The sequence below is a fragment of the Emticicia aquatilis genome, assembly GCF_014644295.1.
Classification (GTDB): domain Bacteria; phylum Bacteroidota; class Bacteroidia; order Cytophagales; family Spirosomataceae; genus Emticicia; species Emticicia aquatilis.
The window spans coordinates 33,226-54,203 of sequence record NZ_BMKK01000020.1; the positions used below are offsets into that span (position 1 = coordinate 33,226).

At 39.0% G+C, this 20,978-nt stretch carries 5 protein-coding genes; 3 read left to right on the forward strand and 2 right to left on the reverse strand.

Annotation, left to right across the window (positions count from 1 at the left end):
- The first annotated feature begins 14 nt into the window (after positions 1 to 14).
- Together IEX65_RS26895 and IEX65_RS26900 are read left to right on the forward strand one after the other, a co-directional pair.
- On the forward strand, positions 15 to 1,523 hold the full coding sequence (locus tag IEX65_RS26895; RefSeq protein WP_188771323.1) for a sulfatase family protein: 1,509 nt from the start codon (positions 15 to 17) through the stop codon (positions 1,521 to 1,523).
- An 809-nt stretch (positions 1,524 to 2,332) separates the two neighbouring features.
- A complete protein-coding gene (locus tag IEX65_RS26900) occupies positions 2,333 to 12,424 on the forward strand; it encodes an ELWxxDGT repeat protein (RefSeq protein WP_188771324.1) in 10,092 nt (3,363 codons plus the stop codon).
- 467 nt (positions 12,425 to 12,891) lie between these two features.
- Here the strand turns inward: IEX65_RS26900 and IEX65_RS26905 are convergent, their stop codons facing one another.
- Together IEX65_RS26905 and IEX65_RS26910 are read right to left on the reverse strand one after the other, a co-directional pair.
- Positions 12,892 to 13,530 carry a response regulator gene (locus tag IEX65_RS26905; protein WP_229250928.1) on the reverse strand — a complete coding sequence of 213 codons (639 nt, stop codon included), beginning with the start codon at positions 13,528 to 13,530 and terminating at the stop codon, positions 12,892 to 12,894.
- On the reverse strand, positions 13,527 to 15,527 hold the full coding sequence (locus IEX65_RS26910) for a tetratricopeptide repeat-containing sensor histidine kinase (RefSeq protein WP_188771325.1): 2,001 nt from the start codon (positions 15,525 to 15,527) through the stop codon (positions 13,527 to 13,529). The genes IEX65_RS26905 and IEX65_RS26910 overlap by 4 nt, the downstream gene beginning before the upstream one ends.
- 385 nt (positions 15,528 to 15,912) lie before the next feature.
- Between IEX65_RS26910 and IEX65_RS26915 the strand changes: the two genes are divergently transcribed.
- Positions 15,913 to 20,978 (forward strand): beta strand repeat-containing protein (locus tag IEX65_RS26915; protein ID WP_188771326.1); only part of this gene is annotated, 5,066 nt, incomplete at its 3' end.

A 20,978-nucleotide genomic window follows, 5' to 3' on the forward strand; every position in this document is an offset into this window, starting at 1 on the left:
ACAATTCTAATGCCATGGGAAAACTACCCGACAAGCCAAACCTACTCCTAATTATGACCGACCAAGACAGGGGAATAATGCACTTCCCTGAAGGTTGGGAAGAACAAAATTTAGTAGCGATGCCCCGATTGCGAAAGAAAGGCATCACTTTTACAAATGCCTTTTGTAGCACCTGTATGTGTTCGCCAAGTAGAGCAACAACCTTCACTGGCGTTTATCCGCCACAGCACGGAGTAATTCTGACACTCACCGAAGATATGAAATACTCAGACCAAGAGCCAACTCTACTGACAAAAACACAAAACATGGCTCGAATGCTAAAAGCAGGGGGATATTCGGTGAATTATATCGGAAAATGGCATTTGAGCAAAGACCGAGATGGCGACTACGAACATTTAACTACCGAACGAATTGCTTCTTATGGTTTTGATGGATGGATTCCGCCTGATGCGGGCGAAGATACACTTCCAGAGCATTTTGGTGGTGGAATCGCCAATAATGACCTTCGTTATATCAATGAAGCCGTTGATTTTTTGCATCACAAACAAATGCACCCAACCGACCAACCTTTTGCATTGATTTTATCACTCGTAAATCCGCATGATGTACTGGCCTACCCTACTGACTGGGTAAATGGAGTAAGTCCGAATTATAGTAATAAATATTTGGTGGGTGATATTGGCTTACCTGCAACTGTCAATGAAGACCTAAAGGCCAACCATAAGCCTACGGTTCAGCAGTTGTTTTTGCCTTATAGTAACGCAGCTCTTCAACCGCTGTCGTCGGAAGAAATGAAGCTAAATTATCTTAATTTCTACGGTAATCTCATTCGTCAATCAGATTCCCTCATCAATACTGTATTAGATACGCTTTATCAAGTTTATGATACAATCGAAGGGAAATCATTGGCACATGATACGATTGTGATTCGTACAGCCGACCACGGAGAGATGGGCCTAACGCACGGAGGAATGCGTCAGAAAGCTTATAACGCTTACGAAGAGACAATCCACGTGCCGATGGTGATTTCAAATCCTGTTTTGTTTCCAGAAGGTAAAGTGACCGACCAGCTCATGACATTAGTTGATATTATGCCAACGATTTCGACACTCTTGAATGTCAATAATCCATTGAATTATGTACTGAAAGGTACTGATATGACACCTGCAATTTTGGGGACTACTACAGAGCCGTTGCAAGAAGAAATCTTATTTACGTTTGATGATTTTAGAGCAGGTAACGCTAACGAACTTGACCCAATGCCTGTAGCAAATCGTATCAGATGTATCCGTGAAAAGAACTGGAAATACTCTGAATACTTTTACATTGCTCCACCTGGTAAAACCCAACGAATGGCTCACCCGAATGAATATGAAATGTATGATTTATTCGATGACCCATTGGAGCTAAATAATTTGGCAAATCCTGAAAATCCGATGTATAACGACCCTGTAATAGTAGCAGAACGCAATCGTTTAGCGGCCAAACTGGCCCAACAAAAAGACCAAAAATTAAACTGGTAATAATGTAAAGTTTTCTAAAACCCACAAAAAGATGTGCTAAAACTTCTTTTTGTGGGTTTTGGTTGGATAGTTGAGCATTCAATAAATATTTGGCTTTTTGAAAGGCTTTTTTACAAATTATTCAAATATCAAGACATAGCTATTCTGTATTCAAATTTAAAAGCTTTTGGTTTGGCAAGATTAATGGCTATTTATTCTTGACTTACTAAAAAATTGACAGTTCAATAGTTTTGATGAAATTATTCGTCTTGCATTTTAATCAAATCCCATCATACATTTAAAAACATAACCCTTTCATTTTAACAATATATAAAAAATCAAGAACTCTTACCTAAACAGTTTTTATATCACTTTGGTAAAAAACCATCAAATATTAAAAATGAGAAAGAGAATGTCAAAAATGAGTTAAAGAATGTCAAAAATGAGTTAACACTTTCACCCTTTATTGATATATGTTTGCACATCTTTTTACTACTCAATTAAATGCCCATGAAAACTAAAAAATTATTCCCAAATATTGGCAGCCCTTGCCCACACCACAAATACTCTATTGCTTTAAAACGATTATAAATCATGTTTAAACCCATTCTATTAATGACAATATCTTTTCAATAGAATCAAGCTCAATATAGAAGAGATTGTAAGCATATCTTATAGATGAGTAAAGCAATTTATTATTTCGATAATCAAAAACAAAAGTCCAAGATAAACCTAACTTTCATGGTAGAAAGATTGAAGGGGATTTATAGAATACCTCTCCTATTTTTTAACAAATACCATAGCAAAAAATCAATTTCACTTATACTCTTATGAAAAAACTGTTATACTTCATTTTATTATTTATCGGGATTAATGATTTGGTAAAAGCCCAAGCTCCCTCCCTTCTAAAGGATATTAATACTACTCTGACCAATGGTTCGAGTTCACCAAACTCCTTTGCTACACTCGGTACTACTTTGTATTTTTCGGCAGTGAACAATTTAGGTGGCGAATTATGGAAAACAGATGGTACTGCCGCTGGTACGGTCTTAGTAAAAGATATAAACCCAGGGACAGCATGGGGTGGTGTATCCGATTTGATAACTTACAATGGTGCTATTTATTTCAGTGCTAATAATGGTATAAACGGACAAGAACTCTGGAAAACCGATGGTACTACCGAAGGAACTGTCATGGTGAAAGATATTAAACCAGGCAGCGGTAACTCTAATCCAGGTTGGTTTTGTATTGTAAACAATGTGCTATTCTTTGTGGCAACCGAAGGGGCCGATGCAAAGCTTTGGAAGACCGATGGCACAGCCGCTGGTACTGTTATGATAGGTGGTAATTCTGGATTTGCTCCGAGAGGACTCAAGGCATTTGGCAATATTTTGCTTTATTCGGCCAATACAGTTGATAGCAGTCAACCATATCAGAATACAGAATTTTATAAAAGTGATGCCAATACAGCCAGTTTCGTCAAAGAAATAAACGGAGGGCTTGGGTCATCAAATCCAGGAGGCTTTTTTGATACAGGAAATGGCTATGCTTTATTTAGTGCTTATGATGGTAGTAAAGGTGCAGAACCTATCAAAACTGATGGTACAAGTGGTGGTACAGTCGTACTAAAAGATATAAACGTTCTGACTTATACTTTAGGGGGACAAACCTTAACTCGTGATAGTGGCCCAGCTTTCTTTACTAATTTTAATGGATATACTTATTTTTCTGCCACCAATCAACGATATAATGGTAGAGAATTATGGAGAACGAATGGTACAGAAGCCGGAACTACTTTGTTTAAAGACCTCAATGTAGTGGATACACTTGCCAGTTCGAATCCGGGTTATTTGACTGTGCTGGGTAGTTATTTGTATTTTACTGCAACGGATGGAGGCTCAAATAATGGTCTTTGGCGAACCGATGGAACTACTAATGGAACGGTATTTATAACTACACTTTCACCTTCATCAACATTTTTCTTATTCAATAACAATCTCTATTTTACCCAAAGTGATGCTACCAACGGAAACGAACTTTGGAAAACCAACGGTACAGCGGGCGGAACGGTTCTGGTAAAAGATATAAACCCAGGTACGGCATCATCAAGTATTGATAAATTTTTTATACATAATGGTGTGCTTTACTTTAGAGCAACTGATGGCGTAAACGGTATTGAACTCTGGAAAACCGATGGTACAGCAGGCGGAACAGTCATGGTAAAAGATATTTATAATGATTCCAATAGTTCTTATCCAGCAAGTTTCACTACTGTAGGGGGGCAATCTTTTTTTGTAGCAGATGATGGCGTAAATGGACAAGAACTTTGGAAAACAGACGGTACAAATGCAGGTACAGCTTTGGTAAAAGATATTAGAGCAGGAATAAATCCATCGTCTGTAAGCAACTTATATAACTTTAATAATACATTAGTTTTTTCGGCCAATGATAATATTAATGGTACTGAAATTTGGAAAAGCGACGGTACGGCAACTGGTACAACCATGCTTAAAGACTTTAATCTAAGTGGAAATGCCTCTCCTTCTCAATTTAAACTATATAATTCAAAATTATACTTTTCTGCTAATGATGGTGTCAATGGTACCGAACTCGGCCAAAGTGACGGTACAGCTAACGGTACTATTACATTGAAAGATATTAATACTGGAAATTCGGGGTCTTTTCCTCAAAACTTTACGATTTCAAATAATATTCTATTCTTTACGGCATCCAATAGCACCAATGGTAGTGAACTCTGGAAAACCGATGGTACGAGTACCGGAACGGAAATGGTCAAAGATATAAATACCAATACGGGGGTCGGTTCACAAATAAGTAACTTGATAGATTTAAATGGTACACTTTTTTTCCAAGCTACTGATAATACTAACGGTTCTGAGTTATGGAAGTCGAATGGTACAAGTCAGGGTACAGTTATGGTTAAAAATATAAATCCAGTAAGTTCATCAACACCCAGTGGATTAACCTTATTGAATAACGTCATTTACTTCTCGGCTTTTGATAATGTAAATGGTACAGAGCTATGGAGAAGCGATGGAACTGAAACGGGTACTTTTATGCTGAAAGACATAAATACTACTACATCTACGGCAAGTTCATCGCCAAGTAGCTTTGTAGTTTGTAATAATACTCTATTTTTTATAGCTAACGACGGTGTAAGCGGGCAAGAACTTTGGAAAACAGACGGCTCACCCAATGGAACAGTTTTAGTCAAAGATTTAAACGCAGCCACAACCAGTTCAACTATTTCAAATCTCACAGCTGTTGGAAATACTTTATACTTCATCGCCAAAAACTCATCGGGTATCGTAAAACTTTGGAAGTCTGATGGTACAACCAGCGGTACAGTAGAAGTTTCTAATCCAAGCAGTATTACGGAGTTATTACCTACAAGTTTGACAGCATTCGGCACAAAACTATTGATAGTTGGTAATGATGCAGTTTCTGGTACAGAACCCTTTATTCTTTCAACAAGTGCCGTTAGTTTACCTACAATTACGAGCCACCCAACAAGTGTTACAACTTGTCCGTCAAGTGCAACTTCTTTCTCTGTTACAGCAACCGATGCAACTTCGTATCAATGGCAAGTAAGTGTCAATAATGGAAGTTTTACAAATCTCACCAATACAAGTCCATATTCGGGTATAACATCGCCTACGCTTAATATTAGCAACACAACGGGCCTTAATGGTAATCAATATCGTTGTGTAGCCACCAACACACAAGGAAGTGTAAACTCAAATCCTGCTACCCTAACAGTCTCAAGTCCACCAAATGCAACATCGGTTTCGGTTAATAACACAAGTATTTGTAATGGTACAAGTGTCACACTATCTGCTTCTTGTACTACTGGTACAATTACTTGGTATAATCTACTCACAGGAGGAGTTGCAATAGGAACAGGCACTGGGTTTGTACAAACACCTTCTACTAATATTACCTATTATGCTGCTTGTAGCTCAAATGGCTGTGAATCTGCCACTCGACAAGCTACGAACCAAGTTACAGTCACACAAGGACCCAATAACCCAACAGCAGTTTCAGTAAGCATTACAAGTGTTTGTTCAGGTACCAGTGTTATATTATCTGCCACCTGTGCCACAGGTACTGTCACTTGGTATGGACAATTAACTGGAGGAAGTATTCTTGGCACTGGAACAGGCCTAAGCCAAACACCAACTTCAAATACTACGTATTATGCGGCTTGTCGTTTAAATAATTGTGAAAATACTACCCGACAAGCAACAAACCAAGTGACGGTTACACAAGCTCCGAATAATCCAACGGCTGTTTCGGTCAATAATACCAATATTTGTACAGGCACAAGTGTTACACTTTCGGCCACTTGTGCTTCGGGTACAGTTACTTGGTACAATCAACTTGTGGGAGGTGTAGCACTCGGTACAGGAACAGGATTTAGCCAAACACCAACTTCGAACACTACGTATTATGCGGCTTGTCGTTTGAATAATTGTGAAAACGCCACTCGTCAAGCTACCAGTCCAATAATTGTAACCCTAATCCCTGCTAATCCTACCGCTGTTTCGGTTAATAATACCAATATCTGTAATGGTTCAAGTGTCACACTTTCGGCCACCTGTAACATTGGTACAGTTACTTGGTACAATCAGCTTACTGGTGGGGGTATCTTGGGTACAGGTACTGGTTTAAGCCAGTCTCCTACTACAACAGCTACTTACTATGCTGCTTGTCGTTCGAATAATTGTGAAAGTCCTACTCGCCAAGCTACCAATCAAGTAGTGGTAACTCAAGTTCCAGCAAATCCTACTGCAGTTTCGGTCAATAATAGCAATATCTGCAATGGTTCAAGTATTTCGCTTTTCGCTACTTGTGCCACCGGTACGGTTACATGGTACAATCAACTTACTGGAGGAGTAGCACTCGGTACAGGAAGCGGATTGAGCCAAACGCCAACAACAACTACAACATTCTATGCCGCTTGCCGCTTAAATAACTGTGAGAACGCTACTCGTCAAGCAACCAGTCAAGTTGTTGTTACGCAAATTCCTACCAACCCAACGGCTGTTTCGGTAAGTAGTACAGCAGTTTGTCGAGGTGCAAGTGTTACATTGTCGGCTACCTGTGCTACAGGTACGGTCACTTGGTATAGTCAATTAACTGGAGGAAGTATCCTTGGTACAGGAACAGGGTTAAGTCAAACACCTCTTTCAAATACAACATATTATGCTACTTGCCGATTAAATAATTGCGAAAGCCCTACTCGCCAAAATACCAGTCAGGTAGTTGTTACACTAATTCCTGCAAACCCTACTGCGGTTTCGGTGAGTAGTACAAGTATTTGTAGTGGTACAAATGTTACGTTATCAGCCACTTGTGCCACGGGTACAGTCACTTGGTACAATCAATCAACTGGAGGAACTATTCTTGGGACAAGTTCAGGGTTTACTCAAGCTCCATCTGCCAACACCACCTACTATGCCGCTTGTCGTCTGAATAACTGTGAGAATACATCTCGTCAAACAACTGGTTTAATTACAGTTACGCAAACTCCGAGTAACCCTACTGGGGTTTCGGTCAATAATTCAAATATTTGTAATGGTACGAGTGTAACTTTATCAGCCACTTGTGCTACGGGTACAGTAACTTGGTATAATCAACTAACTGGAGGTACAGCTATCGGAACAGGTACGAATCTTTCGCAATCTCCAACCGTCAATACTACCTATTATGCGGCCTGTCGTTTGAATAGTTGCGAAAATACGATTCGTCAAAGTACTGGGCAAGTTGTTGTCACATCAAGACCTAATAACCCAACGGCAGTATCGGTCAATAATACCAGTGTTTGTAATGGCACAAGTGTAATTTTATCAGCTACTTGTGCTACGGGTACGGTAACTTGGTATAATCAATTAACGGGTGGTTCAATTCTTGGGACAGGCACTGGATTAAGCCAATCTCCAACATCAAATACTATCTATTATGCTGCTTGTAACTTAAATAACTGCGAAAACCTTACTCGACAGGCTACTAATCAGGTTACAGTTACTCAAGTTCCGAGTAATCCAACGGCGGTTTCGGTCAATAATACTACTATTTGCAGTGGAACGAGTGTGACACTTTCGGCTACTTGTGCTACGGGTACGGTAACTTGGTACAATCAATTAACGGGTGGTTCAATTCTTGGGACAGGCACTGGCTTAACTCAATCACCTACTTCAAACGTTACGTATTATGCCGCTTGTCGTTTGAATAATTGCGAAAATGCCACTCGTCAAGCTACTACCCAAGTTTCAGTTACTCAAGTACCAAATGTTCCAACCGCTTTGGCTGCAAACCCTACTACTTTAAGTTTAGGAAATAATACAATCTTATCGGCAACGTGTGCTAATGGAACTGTAAAATGGTACGGTCAACTCTCTGGTGGAACGCTTTTAGGAACTGGTAGTTCATTCGATTACACTCCTCCTATCCAAGGTGGATTCAATTACTACGCAACCTGCGATAATGGCACTTGTGCCAGCACTCGTGTGGCGAGTCCTTTGGTTACAGTCAACGGAGCCGTTGCTAATCCAACCTCTGTATCGGTCAATAATACCAATATTTGTGTCGGAACCCAACTCTCTCTTACCGCCAATTGTGCAACAGGAACCGTCCAATGGTATAATCAAGCTACGGGCGGAAGCTCAATCGGTAATGGTAGCCCATTTAATACCACGCCTTCGGCCGGAAATATAACGTATTATGCTTCTTGTTTAGATGATGTTGTAGAAAGTGGACGTGTTCCTACAAGTTCGGTTCAAGTCACTCCTACTCCGTCAAGTCCTACTTCTGTCAATATTAGCCAAACAAGTATCTGTACAGGTACTGATGTAAACCTAACAGCCTCTTGTGCGACTGGAACAGTGGTTTGGTATAATCAACTTTCGGGTGGAAGTATGATTGGAACTGGAAGCTCTCTATTAATATCACCTACGGTTGGTACTTACACTTATTATGCAGCCTGTGAAAGCGGAATATGCGTAAGTTCGAGGGTTTCTACAACTACATTGACAGTCAATGAAACACCTACAAGTGCAACCAATATCAGTGTTAATGATTATTCTGTATGCTCAGGAACAAACGTAACTTTATCAGCAACTTGTACTTCAGGCGTAATAACTTGGTACAATAGCGAAACGGGTAGTGCAATCGGAACAGGCAACGGGCTTTCGGTTACTCCTCCAGTAGGAAATAATATCTATTATGTATCGTGTAAAACTCTTACTTGTGAAAGTTCAAAAACAGCAACATCACCCATAACAGTAAGCCCGACTCCATCAAATCCTACTGGAGTTTCGGTAAGTGCAACTGCTATCTGTGATGATGCAAATATTACTTTGAATGCGACTTGTTCATCGGGTAATGTCGTCTGGTACACGCAAGCTACTGGCGGAACAGCCATTGGCAATGGAGATGGACTAGTTCAATCGCCCAACGTAGGGACAACTACTTATTATGCCGCTTGTGAGACGCCAAACTGTAATAGTGCCAGAGTCGCTACCAATGCAGTGACAGTAACTGCTCTTCCGAACATACCTACCACCGTGACAGTTAGCGAAACCGAAATTTGTAATGGAACAAACATTACTCTATCGGCCACCTGTAGTACTGGTACGCTCAAATGGTACAATCAATCAAGTGGAGGAACAGCCATTGGTACTGGGAATAACCTTCAGCAGACACCTACGGTTTCTACAACTTACTATGCAAGTTGTGAAAACGGGCAATGTTTAAGTGCCAGAGTTGCAACCAATCAAGTGGTTGTAAACAATATCCCGAGTAACCCGACAAGTGTTAATGCGAATCCTACCTCGATTACATTAGGAAACTCCACAATCCTGAGTGCTAATTGTGCATCTGGTTCGTTAGTATGGTATAACGACCTCACAGGCGAAAATCAAATCGGTATAGGTAATAATTTGTCAATTACGCCTCAAATTCCAGGAGCATTTCAATATTATGCTGCGTGCGAATCTAATAATTGTGTGAGTAGTCGAATTGCCAGCCCTTCGGTTAATGTTATTGGCTTAGTTGATAATCCGACCAATGTATCGGTCAATAACACTAATATTTGTAATGGAGATAATATCTCATTATCAGCTACTTGTGTTTCGGGGAGTGTACGTTGGTACAATCAAGCGACTGGAGGGGTTATTATCGGAACAAACAGTCCATTGAGTCAAACTCCTTCAGTTGGAACTACTATTTATTATGCTTCATGTTTTGATAATAATATTGAAAGTGGTAGAGTTCCTACAAGTCCGGTTACTGTTACCTCACTACCTATTAACCCTGCAAATGTTTTGGTTTCTAACACATCCATTTGTGAAGGTTCAAGTGTTTCATTGACAGCAAATTGTAGTATCGGCACTCTAACTTGGTATAGCCAAGCTACGGGTGGCACTGCTCTTGGAAACGGCTCACCATTTGCTCATACCCCAGATGCCAACATCACCTATTATGCCTCTTGTGAAAACATTTGTGGTGTTAGCGGAAGAGTGGCAACAAGTGCCGTAAATGTGACACTAACACCAGCAGTGCCGACCAATGTAGCCATCAACGATAATATCATTTGCGTGGGTACATCTGTCGATTTGACGGCAAATTGTTCATCAGGAGTCATTACATGGTATAATCAATTAACTGGCGGAACGGCTATTGGAACAAGTTCTCCATTGGCTCAATCGCCAGCAGTGGGTAGCTATACTTATTATGTTTCTTGTGAAAACGGTTCTTGCAAAAGCGAGAGGGTTGCTACCAGTATTTTGACCGTTGAAGCACTTCCTTCTTCGCCAACCAATGTAGTATCGAACCTGAGCAATGTTAACGTCGGAACAAGTATTTCTCTATCAGCAAATTGTAATAGTGGTAGTATCGTTTGGTACAATCAGGCTACTGGAGGAACACAAATAGGCACTGGAAACTCACTGAGTTATTCGCCACAGTCGGCAGGAAGTTTCCAATATTATGCCGCTTGTGAGACAGCCAATTGTAAAAGCACACGTATTGCAACTGGCACGGTCAATGTCAATGGTCAATTAGGTAATCCTACAAATGTTTTGGTTGATAATACTGTAATTTGCAGTGGTTCAAGTATTTCATTATCAGCCACTTGTAGTGTTGGCACGGTCACTTGGTATAATCAGCAGGCAGGCGGAAGTACCATCGGAACGGGTAATCCATTGACCCTAATTCCTTCGGTTGGAAACATCACTTACTACGCTTCGTGTATTGATAATAATATCGAAAGTGGACGAGTAGCAACAAGTCCGATTACAGTTAATGCTCAACCGATTTCACCAAGCAATGTATCTGCCAATAACACGGCGATATGTAATGGCGAAAGTGTTTCATTATCTGCCACTTGTAGTATCGGAACAATAACTTGGTATGATGTAGCAACTGGCGGAGTAGCCATTGGCAATGGTAATTCATTAAGTCAAACACCATCAGTTTCTACAACTTATTATGCGGCTTGCGAAACTGAAAATTGCAATAGTGGACGAGTAGCAACAAGTCAGATAGTGGTTACAAATATTCCAAACACGCCAAGCAACGTATCAGAAAACTTGGCGATTTGTAGCGGAACAAGCACTACTCTCTCGGCAACTTGCGAAGGTTCTACTGTTATGTGGTACACAAGTCTTGAAGGAGGAATTGGAACGGCTAATAGCCCATTCAACACACCTACATTGACAAACAATACCAACTATTATGTTGCTTGTGAAAGTGGTTCGTGCAAAAGTACAAGAACACAAATAACCATAAGTATCAATACAAATCAGCCTATTACGGCCTCAAATGGTGGCCCCTACAATGGTGGACAGACAATTGAATTGAGTGTAAGTGAAGGAGTTTCTTATTCTTGGGTAGGACCAAATAATTTTAGTAGTACCATAGCCAACCCAACGATTCCTAATGTTACGCTGATTAATGGTGGTATTTACACTGTCACGGTCGTAACGGGTATCTGTAACTTTGTTGCGACAGCGACTACCAATGTAATTGTTAATGGAGTTGACCCATGTACTCAAATAGTAGATTTACAGTTCGTAAAAGCGGGTAATCCTCATCAACCCTTATTCTCTTTAATCGATGGAATGTCTATCCAACAGATTGCAGAACCAGTTTCAGTTCTTGCCATTCCTATTTGCCAAACAACGCCAATCGAAAGTGTTGAAATGACTATCGTTGGCCCTCAACAAAATTGGACAATCCTACAAAATGTCGAGCCGTTTGCCTTATTCGATAATTATGGTTCGGATATTTGGGGAAGAAACTTTTTGCCAGGTACTTATACTATTACAATAACTGGCTATGCCCAAGACAATCGTCTGGGAGGGATTGTTTATGGACCTGTTGTTACGACTTTTACTATCGAAGGTAACTTGGCTACTATTTCTGCTCCTACCCTTTCAACCAACATACTTTGTGCCGGTAGTTCAGTTAATGTTAATTTTTCGACAACAGGTTCTTTCAACCCAAGTAATAATTTTCAAGTACAACTTTCTGATGCAAATGGTGGTTTCAATAATCCAGTAACTATTGGCACGACGAATATCGCAGGTATGATTACTTGTCAAATTCCACAAACTACCAATGAAGGCACAAATTATCGTTTAAGAGTAATTTCAACAAACCAAGCTTTAGCAAGCAATCCAAGTTTAAATAGTTTTTCGATAAGTCCGGCCTCAAAAACAATCACAGGCAATCTTACAGGAACGCTGATAGAGCAAGCCTCACAGACAATTACAGCTTCAAATAAAATTATTTCTCCTGCTAATGTAAATTACCAAGCTGGAAAGGCTATCATTCTGAATGCAGGTTTTGAAGCAAATTCTGGTACTGTTTTCAAAGCGGAAATTAGAAGTTGTAATTAGGCCAAAAATTAGAGTCAGAGTAAATAATAGGTTACTACTCTATAAAATTTAATTTCAATTATTGAATAACTCAAAAGGCTCGACCAATCGAGCCTTTTGAGTTATATAAACATTCGATTATCTATAATAACGTGAGTTCGGGATTAGAATAGTTTGTTTTTGCCCCAGAGGAGTTTTATATTGACGGTCGGCCCGCTGCCGTAGAAAACAAACTCAAAGACTTCTATGGAGTATTTTTAAGTACATAACTTATTGACTATAATTGTTTTAAATTTCTTTTATTACCCCGAACTCACGTTATAATAATCACGGTTATATGATAAATCTATTCGTTTGGAAGATATAATCATTGAGTGAAAGATATAACTTAAGTAAGAAAGATGATAAAATGTAATAACAAAATTAGCCAGTTATATTTAATATATTTGATTTAATCTCCTATGTTTGATGCTATTGAACAATTCGCATTAGTGTATTCCTAATAATTCCTCTTTGTGCTGTAATGACCAAATTAGGAGCGAATTTTTGGTTTGAGACAATCCAAGTTTACGAATGATATTAGAACGATGTTTTTCGACGGTTTTTTCGGCAATAAATAATCGTTCAGCAATATCTTTGGTGCTTTTCTCCTGAGAAATAAAACGAAGAATTTTTATTTCTGATGGAGATAGTTTTGTAAGAATATTTTCTTCTTGACCCAATTCAGTTAAAACTGTTAAATCATTCCCAAAGTATGGTTTACCATTACAGATAGATTGTATGCACTCTAATATTTGGTCTAAAGCGTATTCTTTTAATAGATAACCTTTTACACCTAATTCGTTAGCTCTTTGAATAATACTTTGCTCTCGATGTACTGTATTAAAAATAATAAAAGTTTCATCGCTTTTACCAAAGAGTTTTTCAGCTATTTCAAGGCCCCCAAGGTCTGGCATTTCAATATCTAAAAGAGCAATCCGAGGTTTTAGGTTAATTATTTTATGAAAAGCACGTATGCCATTTGTTTCGGTCGCTACTATATTATATCCATGACTACTCAAAAAATCAGCAAGAGCCTTTACAATAAGCGGGTGGTCATCGGCAACTAATATTGTAATGGGTATCATAACACGGGAATTTTCAAATAAATCGTTGTGCCTTGACCAACGATAGAATCAATTATAAGCGATGCACCTATTACCCCAGCTCTATGCTGAATAGAGGCTAAGCCAAGAGTTTCGGTATGAATGCCTTCAGGAAAAGGCCATCTAAACCCCTTTCCATTATCTTTGATAGTAAGGTTAACATACTCAAAATTACCTTCATAATTAGCACTTATTTCAATAAACGCTGCTTGTGCATTGGCATGTTTTAAGATGTTGGTAAGCCCTTCTTGAATAATCCGAAATACATACAATTGTTTTTCAGCAGAAAGAATATTATTGAGCGATTCATCTATTTCAGTAGAAAAAAACACATCGTGTTCCTTGTCAAGTTGGTTAATAAGGTCAATGGTTGCAGTACAAAGCCCTACTTTTTTAAGTTGAACAGGATAAAGTTTACGGGTAAGCATCCTTATATCTTGAATGATTTCATCAATCTGCTTTTTTGTGTGTTGAAGCGGATTAGTAACCAAAGACGATTTTAAAACCAGCAATTCGGATGCCACTCCATCATGAAGGTCCATTGCTATACGAGCTTGCTCGTTTTCGGTAGCAATCACTAAATCTTGATGATATTTTTGTTTTAGTTCGGCTTCTCTTATTTGCATTTGCTGCTTTCTTCTTGCATAAATGTAATAAATGCCTATTCCAGCGGTTAAGATTGCTAAAATCGTAATTGCTGTCCACATGTTTTTCTCTTTTTCAATCGACTGAAGTTTTTGAGCTTGTAGTTTAAGTTGAAGGTCTTTTTCTTTGGTTTGGAACTCTTTTTCGAGTTTAATGATGTCAGTTGCTTGTTTTCTGACATCAATAGAATCTTTTATACGATAATAATTTGAGAAATTAGTCAGAGCATCTTTATAATTTTGGCTGGCATTCTCTACTCGAGCCAGTTGTCCATAGACATCCATCAAATATGAGGGGTCCTCCTTGTAATTTTTGGCAAAAGACAATAGTTGTACCAGTATTTCTCGGGCTTTATCCCATTGTTTTAATGCCGCATAAACTTCAACTTTATAAAGCTGCAAACGATTAGCCAGAAAGATATTTTTTAATCTTCGTTGTGCTTCTATACTTTTCTCAAGCATTTCCAAAGACTCATCTAACTTACCTATTTTCTTTAACAAATTAGCTCTACTATAATAAACCGTAAAAGCTGAATAATCATCTGGTTTTAGGCTATCGAGCAGAAATAATGCCCTGTTAGAGGCTTTAATACCCCTAACACTATCTTTTAGTTTCGAATAGGCATTGGTAAGACTACTGTAATTTACCAAGGCTCTTTCATAATGCTTTTCTTTGGTAAAAGCTTCGGCAGCGATTCTGTATTGTTCGGCAGCTTTTTCGTCTTCATTGAGGTCTAAATATACATTACCGATAGAGGCTTCAATTGTCCAGCGATTGCCATTTTGTGGAAGTTTTACTGAGTAATTTAGTGCTTTCTTATAAGCTAAAAGAGCATCCTTATACAAGGTTTTTTTGTATAGACTTCTTCCTTGATTAAGATATGAACTCTCCATTAGCGAGTCACTACCTGACTTTTCATATATCTTGATTGCCTGCTCAAAAAAATGTATAGCACTATCAGCTTTACCTACGATATTCAGATAGCCGCCTGCTATATTGAGTAGACTATGATGAAATTTATTGTGAGTGATGCTTGGTAAGTTTTTTATGAGTTTACCGAAAAATATCGAATCTACTTTGTTCTTTATCAATAAAGAATTCCCATACTTTTCTATCAATCGAAGTGTTGTAGAATCATTAACAGCACTTTGCTCCCATGACTTTAATAATTTTTCTTGATAAAGAGAGTCTTCTGGTTTGTGTTTAGTTAGCCATTTACTCAATTCTCCAGTTTGGGTAGTATTTAAACTACCTTTTTTTTGGTCTGAATCCCTACAAGCAATAGCCGATATCAACAGACCCATTCCCACTATGATAAATATTCTATTTCGCATCATAAAACAAAAGTAATGGACTTGTCTGCAAATTAAAATAAGGGTTAACCATTATTTTTTGGGGATTGGTAAGGGGCTAATTTTGAGCAAATAATACATGCTCCAAAGGGCATAAGTTTAATTGAAAGACATAAGTAAATTAAAACCCGAAAAATACTATGAAATCCCCAAAAAGTATCTGCCCAACATTAAATACTCATAACCGAAATGGCCTTTTCGTATAACTAACAAGGACACAGCCACATATTTTAGCCACCTTTAGAACTTGATTTTTATTCTAAAACTCATCAATATATATCGAAAGCTTGAAGCTCAGATTCTTATGGCCGCAGTAGAGAAGTATCTCTACAAAATGAAAATTAATGACATTTTATCTATACTTGTAATGCGAAAAATTTTATCATTTACCATCTTATTAATATTCCTATCACCTTTCATTTATGCCCAAACCTTTACAAACGGCTTGGTGGCAACTGGATATGGAAGTGCTTTAATTTACGCTGATTCAGACATTGGCCCCGATGGCAAGTTTTATGTACTGAGAAATTACGGGACAGTTGTTAATTCTTCAAACCCAAAAACTACTTTTTTTGATATTAGAAGGTGGGATAGTGCCACTTCAACTTGGACAGTAGTAGGTTCATTTGACCAAACAGATATACCAAATCAATATATTGGTAGTAGTAGTATGTATGAACGTTTTGCTCTTGAAATTGATGCAAATGGCAATTATCATGTTGCATTGATTAATTATACCAGTACCGATAACGGTGTCACTATTTATGGAAATGTAACCTATGCAAAAAGTTCGGATGGGAATAACTGGACCTTTACTGTATTGGAAAACGTTAACACAAATGTATATAATAATTATACCTATTTTGAAGTACAATTAGAGTTAGACTCTAATAATAAACCCCATGTGGCTTATAGAATTAAAGATGGTACTTCGGCTAATTTCATTGATAGACGACAGTATATTCGGTATCAGTATTATAATGGAACCAGTTGGACTATGCAAACTGCATTGACTGCACCAGTGAGTAGTACAGCAAATGTTGATATTAATAGTTTTGCTTTTGCTCTTGATAAAAATAATAAAGCACACATTGCGGCTTCTTTAGAAACCAATGGTGGGGTCGATGCCAGTCTTGTATATCTGAATAATGTATCAGGTACATGGAGTTCGCCTACCACAATAATTGCAGGTAGTACTGGTAATAATGCTTCTTCTTCAATGGATATTGTGGTAGATAGTAATGTGAAAGCTCATATTTTAAATAGAGATGCTTCTTTTGCAATTAAATACGCCACCAATGAAAGTGGCTCTTGGAGTGTTTCGAACTTCGGCACTGGTAATAGTATTTGGCAATCATTAGCTATTAATTCCTCAAATAATATCTTTTTTATTTATAATGGTCAATCTTCAGGAACAAATACTGGAGATGTTAGGTATGCTTACAAAGCGGGAGGTGCCTCTACTTGGGACACAGGAAGTATCATGGCTGGAAATAATAGAACTGCTACCGTAACTATGGTAGCTGAACTAAACGATAGTAATGTTGCGATGACATGGTTTGACCATTTTGCTGGAAGTGGCTCGCCTTCATATTCCCCTGATAATCCTCGACAACTTCAATACGCAACTGCAAGTTTTGGGGTTTCCTGTATTTCACCAACAGTTTCTACAAACCCATCGAACCGTACTATATGTAATGGTAATAACACAACATTTTCCGTAACGGCTTCTAATGCTACGGCTTATCAATGGCAAGTAGATATAGGTTCTGGGTTTACGGATATATCAAACACAGGTGTCTATAGCAATGCAACTACAAGTACGCTTACAATAACTGGTGCTACTTCGGCTATGAATGGTTATGTGTACAGATGCGTTGTAATAAACGGAACTTCTACCTGTAGTACAAATTCAAATACTGCTACACTTACTGTTTCAACAATAATATTAAGCCAACTTAATAAAACCAATGTATCGTGTATCGGAGGTACTAATGGTACGGCATCAGTCAATGCAGCAACTGGTGGTTCTGCTCCATATACCTACAATTGGACTCCAGGAAACCCGACAGGTGACGGAACAACCTCGGTAACTGGTCTTTCGGCAGGAACTTGGACGTGTACTGTAACGGATAATAATGGATGTGTGGCTACTCAAACTTTTAATGTAACACAGCCAGCATTGGCTGTGTCTGGGACTACCTCGGTTACAAATGTTTCTTGTAATGGAGGACTCAACGGAGCAATAAATTTAACCCCAACAGGTGGTACTGGTTCATATACATATAATTGGGGTGGAGGCGTCACAACAGAAGACCGCACTGGGCTCGCTGCTGGAAATTATTCGGTCATCATTACAGATGTAAATGGCTGTACAGGTACAGTGACTGCCACAATTACACAACCTTCTGCAATAACGATTAGTCCATCACAAGTAAATGTAAGTTGCAATGGAGGTACTAATGGTTCAGCAAGTGTATCGGTTACTGGTGGCATAGTTGGTTATACTTATAGTTGGTCTCCAGGCGGTGGGAGTACTTCGAGTATCACAGGTCTTTCGGCAGGAACTTATACTTGTACAGTAACAGATGGTAATGGCTGTACGAAGGCTCAAAATTTTACAATTAATCAACCAGCAGCACTTTCTCTAACTACTAATATCCAAAACGTAACTTGTCTCGGGGGGGCAAATGGAGCTATTGATTTAACAGTATCAGGTGGCTCTCAACCCTACACTTATGCTTGGACTGGCGGGGTAACAACTCAAGACCTAAGTAATCTTTCTTCTGGTAATTACTCAGTTACGGTGACAGATATAAATTTATGTACTGCCACTACAAGTGTGACTTTAACTCAAGGAGCTACAACTTCTGTTAATATTACAGGTACAGAAAACCTTTCTTGTCTGAAGTCCTCGGTTACAAGAACAGTTTCTACAGGAATCTCTTATTCATGGACAGGGCCAAATAGTTATACAGCCTCAACGGCAACCGCTACAATAAATACACCTGGAACTTATATGGTTACAATGACCGAGGCAGGAGGATGTTCGGCAACTGCAACAACTATGGTATCACAGGATATAACTCCACCTGTGGTGAATATCACTGGAACTGATAATATCACATGTGCTCAACAGACCGTAACAAGGAGTGTTGCTTCTGGTCAATCTTATGTATGGACAGGTCCAAATGGTTATACCTCTTCTAATGCTGTAGCTCAAATTAATATTTCTGGTACATATACCGTTACTGTTACAGGAGAAAATGGTTGTACTACAACTGCCAGTACTGTTGTTACTCAAGAATTATCGTCTCCAAGTAATGTTAACGTAAATACCTCAGCAGTATGTGAAGGGACTAACGTTACTTTGTCAGCTACTTGTGTATTAGGCACAGTAACTTGGTATAATTCATCTATTGGAGGAACAGCAATCGGAACAGGGAGTGCATTCAGTTATAATGCACCTGTGGGAAATAATCAAGTCTTTTATGCTTCATGTAAAACTACTTGTGAGAGTGGCTTGACGGCATCTTTAAATTCACTGACAGTAAAAGCCAAACCCAATGTGCCAACAATTACACCACCAACTAATACGGTAGTTTGTTCGCCAAATACGTTGACTTTAACAGCCAATTGTACCACTGGAACTATTCTTTGGTCGAATAACTCAACCAGCACAAGTTTGACAATTTCGGCAGTCGGGACATATTCCATTTCAGCGAAATGTGTTTTGAACGGCTGTGAATCAGATGCCAGTTCGGCAACGAATTTGGAAATCAAAGCCAAACCCAATGTGCCAACAATTACACCACCAACTAATACGGTAGTTTGTTCGCCAAATTCGCTGACTTTAACGACCAATTGTACCACTGGAACTGTCCTTTGGTCGAATAATTCAACAAGCACGAGTTTGACAATTTCGACAGTCGGAACACATTCCATTTCAGCGAAATGTGTTTTGAACGGCTGTGAATCAGATGCCAGTTCGGCAACGAATTTGGAAATCAAAGCCAAACCCAATGTGCCAACCATCACACCACCGAGTCAATTAGTGGTTTGTTCTCCAACAAGTTTAACTCTAACAGCTAACTGCACAACAGGCACAGTTTTGTGGTCGAATAATTCGACTACTTCAAGTTTGTTTTTAAGTGCAGTCGGAACATACTCAATAACAGCCAAATGTGTATTGAATGGCTGTGAATCAGACCCAAGTTCTACAACGAATTTGGAAATCAAAGCCAAACCAAGTGTGCCGACCATTACGCCACCGACCAACACGGTAGTCTGTTCACCAAATACGTTAACCTTAACGGCAACTTGTGCAACAGGCACAGTATTATGGTCGGATAATTCGACTACTTCAAGTTTGTTTTTAAGTGCAGTCGGGACATATTCAATTTCAGCCAAATGTATCTTAAACGGTTGTGAATCAGATGCAAGTACAACAACGAGTTTAGAAATCAAAGCTAAACCAACCGTGCCGACTATTACACCACCAACTAATACGGTAGTTTGCTCGCCAAATACGCTAACTTTGACAGCCAATTGCTCTACTGGAACTATTCTTTGGTCGAATAATTCAACCAGCACAAGTTTGACAATTTCGGCAGTCGGGACATATTCCATCTCAGCTAAATGTATTCTGAACGGCTGCGAATCTAACCCAAGTTCGGCTACGAGTTTAGAAATCAAAGATAAACCAACAGTGCCGACTATTACACCACCAACTAATACAGTAGTCTGCTCGCCAAATACGCTAACTTTGACAGCCAATTGCTCTACTGGAACTATTCTTTGGTCGAATAATTCAACAAGCACAAGTTTGACAATTTCGGCAGTCGGGACGTATTCAATTTCAGCTAAATGTGTTCTGAACGGCTGTGAATCTGACCTAAGTTCGGCTACGAGTTTAGAAATCAAAGATAAACCAACAGTGCCGACTATTACACCACCAACTAATACAGTAGTCTGCTCGCCAAATACGCTGACTTTAACAGCCAATTGTACCACTGGAACTATTCTTTGGTCGAATAATTCAACCAGCACAAGTTTGACAATTTCGGCAGTCGGGACGTATTCAATTTCAGCTAAATGTGTTCTGAACGGCTGCGAATCTAACCCAAGTTCGGCTACCAGTTTAGAAATCAAAGATAAACCAACAGTGCCGACTGTTACACCACCAACTAATATGGTAGTTTGTTCGCCAAATTCGCTGACTTTAACAGCCAATTGTACTACTGGAACTATTCTTTGGTCGAATAATTCAACAAGCACAAGTTTGACGCTTTCGGCAGTCGGGACATATTCAATTTCAGCTAAATGTGTTCTGAACGGCTGTGAATCTGACCCAAGTTCGGCTACCAGTTTAGAAATCAAAGATAAACCAACAGTGCCGACTATTACACCACCAACTAATACGGTAGTTTGCTC